Below are 3,927 nucleotides of genomic sequence, written 5' to 3'. Positions count from 1 at the left end.
CACGCAGATCAAGCCCGACGAAACAGCCGACAGCGCTGTTCCCTTTCTCAAGGCGGCTGTGGCTTACTACAAAAGCCTCGGCGTCACCGTCACGCTCGACCGGAAGCCGGAAACCGAGCTTGACGTCGTCGCGACGAAGGGCGACGTCGGTTCTCATGCACTCATCGGCGCCGGCGGCGTGGCCCGGGTCATACGCGCAGGCGAATCTTGGTCCGTACGGGAGGTGAGATCGACCCTCAAGAACGGCTGACCACGGCCCCGACGGCCGAACGCGATAGCCGACGTCTCGGAAGCCGAACGACCTGGACGCCACTCATCGAAAACTTCGGTCGCGCGAGGCGCCGTTTGCGCCAGGCCGATGCCTCGTTTTCCAGCTTCGTTGCCAGTCCTGCCTCATCGCGCCACTCTACGACATCCGACGTGCGCATGATTCCTCCATTCTTGAGAGCATAAAGGATCAAGAGGGATGGGATCGACCCTCGTCCGCCAAATGCAATCGCGCAACACGTGCTCGGTTCCGCGGGCTCGCAGGGAAAAAGTGGAAAGTCTGGCACGAGAGTACGAAAGCCGCTACCGAGGGCTGATCGCAGCCACTCCGAAAGGAGAGCGCATGCTTCGATCTACAACGAGAGGGGCGACCGTGATTGCGTTCGGCCGGCGGGCCAACGTTTTCGTTGGCTCGTATTCTGGCAGTCCGGGGCTCGGCGTCTCCGGCCGTAATAAATGGGTAGCTCGGAAGAGCTGTAAGGGGGAACTAAAAAAACCGTACAGTGATGCTGCTGCCGGCTTCGCTGCCAAGTACGATCACAGAATGCCCCAACTAGAATGCTCTGCTCAAATCAGACTTTGTCACCCCGTGGACGAGTCAGTATCCGCTTCGCGTGTTCGGCTTGCTCCATCGTTAGGTTGGCCGCCAAACTGGTTCCAATTTGCGCTGGACCCTTTCGCTCACGATCATAATCCAGCCAACCCTTGCCTCCTTTGCGGATGATTGTCCGCATTTTGCATATGTGAATCTTTGGGGCATTCCAGTGCAATTCGGGTCTGCGAAGTGAATTGGAAGATGTGTTCGCAACCGAACATTCAGACGTGCAAAGGTGCGCTAATCTCCACCTCTGCGAGATACCTGATTCACGAAGGGGCGTTCGAAGGTGTTGGGTGATCTGGTGATGCGCTGGCGTATGCGCAATTTTTTATTGGTTTGTCCGTCTTGCAAGAATGCTGCTTCCGCGATCCGCGGGCGCTACATGCTCGGCGAGCAGCGATTGACGTGCGATCGCTGTGGAGCGAGTGACTCTGTGACTTTCTGGCGTTTCGAAGGGATAGCTCACCGCGCGTGCGCGATGAGCAGGATGAGCAGTCGGAATAACTCTTGCGTTCAAGGCTAGTTAAAACAGTGCAATTGTTGGATTAGAGAATGACAAATTTTGTGATCGTTCGGGCCCATGGAAGGCAATTGGACCAGTTGCGCGGAGAGGCATCGCGCATTTCAAGGGCGAACAAAATAGACTGGTGGATTGAGCGCGACGTCAGAGGGACCCGGTTTTACTTTGAGGACGCTGAGACGAAGAGGGCGTTCGTCTCAATTTGCGAAAACGTCGGTGTTTCGCATTTTGATGGTGTCTCGCCAGTGTGAACGGACACGGCCGCTCGGCGCCTGGCTTGTTCCTTTCCATAGCCGGATGGCTACGGTTCTCACCTCGATCCCAGGCTTTTACCGGCTGCCGCGGTAGAGGTGATCGCTGTATGCGTGACTGAAAACTGAACGGAAAGTCTGCCCGCAGATCCTGCGCGCGGTCTCAGTCCGCCAACGTGAGCGATTCGATGAACTGTGAAACCCCGGACGGAGTCTCTTTTGAGCGGGATGAATGCTCTTGATGAGTACGGTCCCGGTCACAACCTGAGCTGCCGGACTTCTCCTGGTCGGAGCGCATCTGGTTTTACGCGCAGGCTGTGGCGCAAGAGCCTGATGACATGTCCATTGCCGATGACTCGTACGACCGCGTCGATCGCCTTTTCAGGTTCGACCGCTGCAACCCAGTATGACCTTTCCCCATCGGCCGAGATGACCGCGACGATGGGTAAGCGGACCACCATCGATTAATTCCATGCTGAAAGCCGCAACTATGAGTGTCATAATTTGCTTAATCAATAAATGGTTGCAAATATGGTTAGTGTCGACCGCCACCAGCCAAATGCTGGGCCGTTTAGATGCTTCATCGATGGAGGGATGGCGAGACGGGGAACCGATCAGCATCATTTGAATAGGTGAATGCGCCTGTGCCGAGCCCGACAGTATCGGAGATTACCGGGGCACGTCCGGTGGACGGTAATGCTCACGGCCTCGATGATGATCCCCAGTGGTCGGGGCCGTTTTTTTGCCGAATGGGACTCTCGACTAGGTCGGCGGCTTCAGACCCGGTGAATTCAACCACCCATCAATGTGCGCGGTGGCGTCAGCTTGCCGAGCCTTCTCAAGGAGGGCGTCGCGCTCGGCCCCCGGCGGCAATTGGTCTGCTTTCTCTCGCGCCAGGCGTGCTGCTTTCGCCAGTCGTTCGCCGAGCAGCTTTTCGTGCTTGAAGCGGTGTCGCTTCATGACGATCACCCATTCCACGAACCTGCTGCGGCTATTAAACTCATGATTGCGTGCAAGGCTCCTAATTCCAGCATAGCGGGAACCAAAACGCCGACGGAAGGCTACGGCTTCATTGCTCCTGACGATGGCGACCCAGACTGTCTTTGTGCATGTCAGTGCGGTTGAAAAAAAGCTGGCTACACCGACTTGGTCGACGGCGCGGATCAGCTACGACGTGCGGGCGGGGCGGTCGGGCAAGATGTCGCGGCGGTTTCCGGGTTGATGAAGGGGCGGCGGTCGCTGGTGAGCCAAAGGGTCGTCAAGACTTGCTGACGCGTCTTAATTTGCTCCGTGTACTGTCGCAAATTTGTCGCCACTTCGTACCCAGTTCTTCCAGATTTTACTGCCGCAATGGGCTGTAAGTTCCAGTTACGGTTACCTCGGACGGGGGCGGGACTCATGGAAGTATTTCGCGCTGAGAAGATTTGCGTTGTCGAGGACAACTCAAACAGAACCTGCCGTATCTGTGGCAAGAAAATGAAGCTTGTACGAACAGTGGTAGACTCTGAGACCGGAAGCCTCACTCACATGTTTGAATGTGGGTGCGGAAAGCGCTTCTGGGAAAACTAGGCGCAGCTCCGCAACGGAACGAAGGGCGGCGTAGCGGCTGGCGATGCATGCCCGTCGGTTGAGACGGTGAACAAGCAAGACAGAGGCAGCCAAATGAGGCGGGTTGTCGCCACGTGGCGCTCAGCGTCAATGAAGTGTTGCCGGATAAGCCGCAGTCCACGCCGGTTGCCAGACCACTCCCCCAAGGCCGCCAACCGGCTGGGGTCAGCTTTGCCTATCAAAAAGAGGCCGCCCGAAGGCGGCCTTAAGTATCGAAAGCGCTGATCTAATGCCCGCAGCCAATCCTTATGCTGCGACCAGCCCCGGGTGGAACAATAGATCGGAAATTCAAATATCTGCCCGGCGAAAGAAGGCTACCGAGCTCTGCCAACGCCGCCATTAACAAGTGCAAATCCATTCGGGAAAAGTCGGCAAATTTGAATCTGTTCCTCTGTGCAAGATCGGACATAACAAAATAGCGGACTACTTTAAGCTCACTTGGCTTGGTTCACCCAAATACGCCAAGCAACCTCCAACGGCCCAGGCATTCAGGGTTGTGCTGGGGCCGTCTCTATTCGTGCGCGCCAGCTTTGATCAGCCGCACATAGGTGCCGCTCTCTCGATGTCCGATAGCCGCATCTCATCAGCCTAAAGCGTGATGGCATTAGGTTCGATAGCCTGAATTTTCGAGGTAGTTCGCGCATTCTCCAGGGGTGAATGCCGTCAGAACTTCACCGATGGCG

General features: G+C 56.5%; 2 protein-coding genes. One reads left to right on the top strand and one right to left on the bottom strand.

Features of this window, described 5'->3' with window-relative positions:
• Window positions 1-250 (top strand): hypothetical protein (locus tag YUU_RS54490; RefSeq protein ID WP_035665216.1); only part of this gene is annotated, 250 nt, incomplete at its 5' end.
• Between the two features lie 2,148 nt (window positions 251-2,398).
• On the opposite strand, the gene YUU_RS0145565 is transcribed toward YUU_RS54490, so the two are convergent.
• Entirely contained in the window at window positions 2,399-2,614 is a 216-nt protein-coding gene (locus YUU_RS0145565; RefSeq protein WP_371260605.1) for a hypothetical protein, read from the bottom strand.
• Between the last annotated feature and the right edge of the window lie 1,313 nt (window positions 2,615-3,927).

The organism is Bradyrhizobium sp. Ec3.3 (assembly GCF_000472925.1).
Classification (GTDB): domain Bacteria; phylum Pseudomonadota; class Alphaproteobacteria; order Rhizobiales; family Xanthobacteraceae; genus Bradyrhizobium.
Note: the sequence above shows the minus strand (reverse complement) of the source record. Positions and strands in the feature narration are given on the sequence as shown.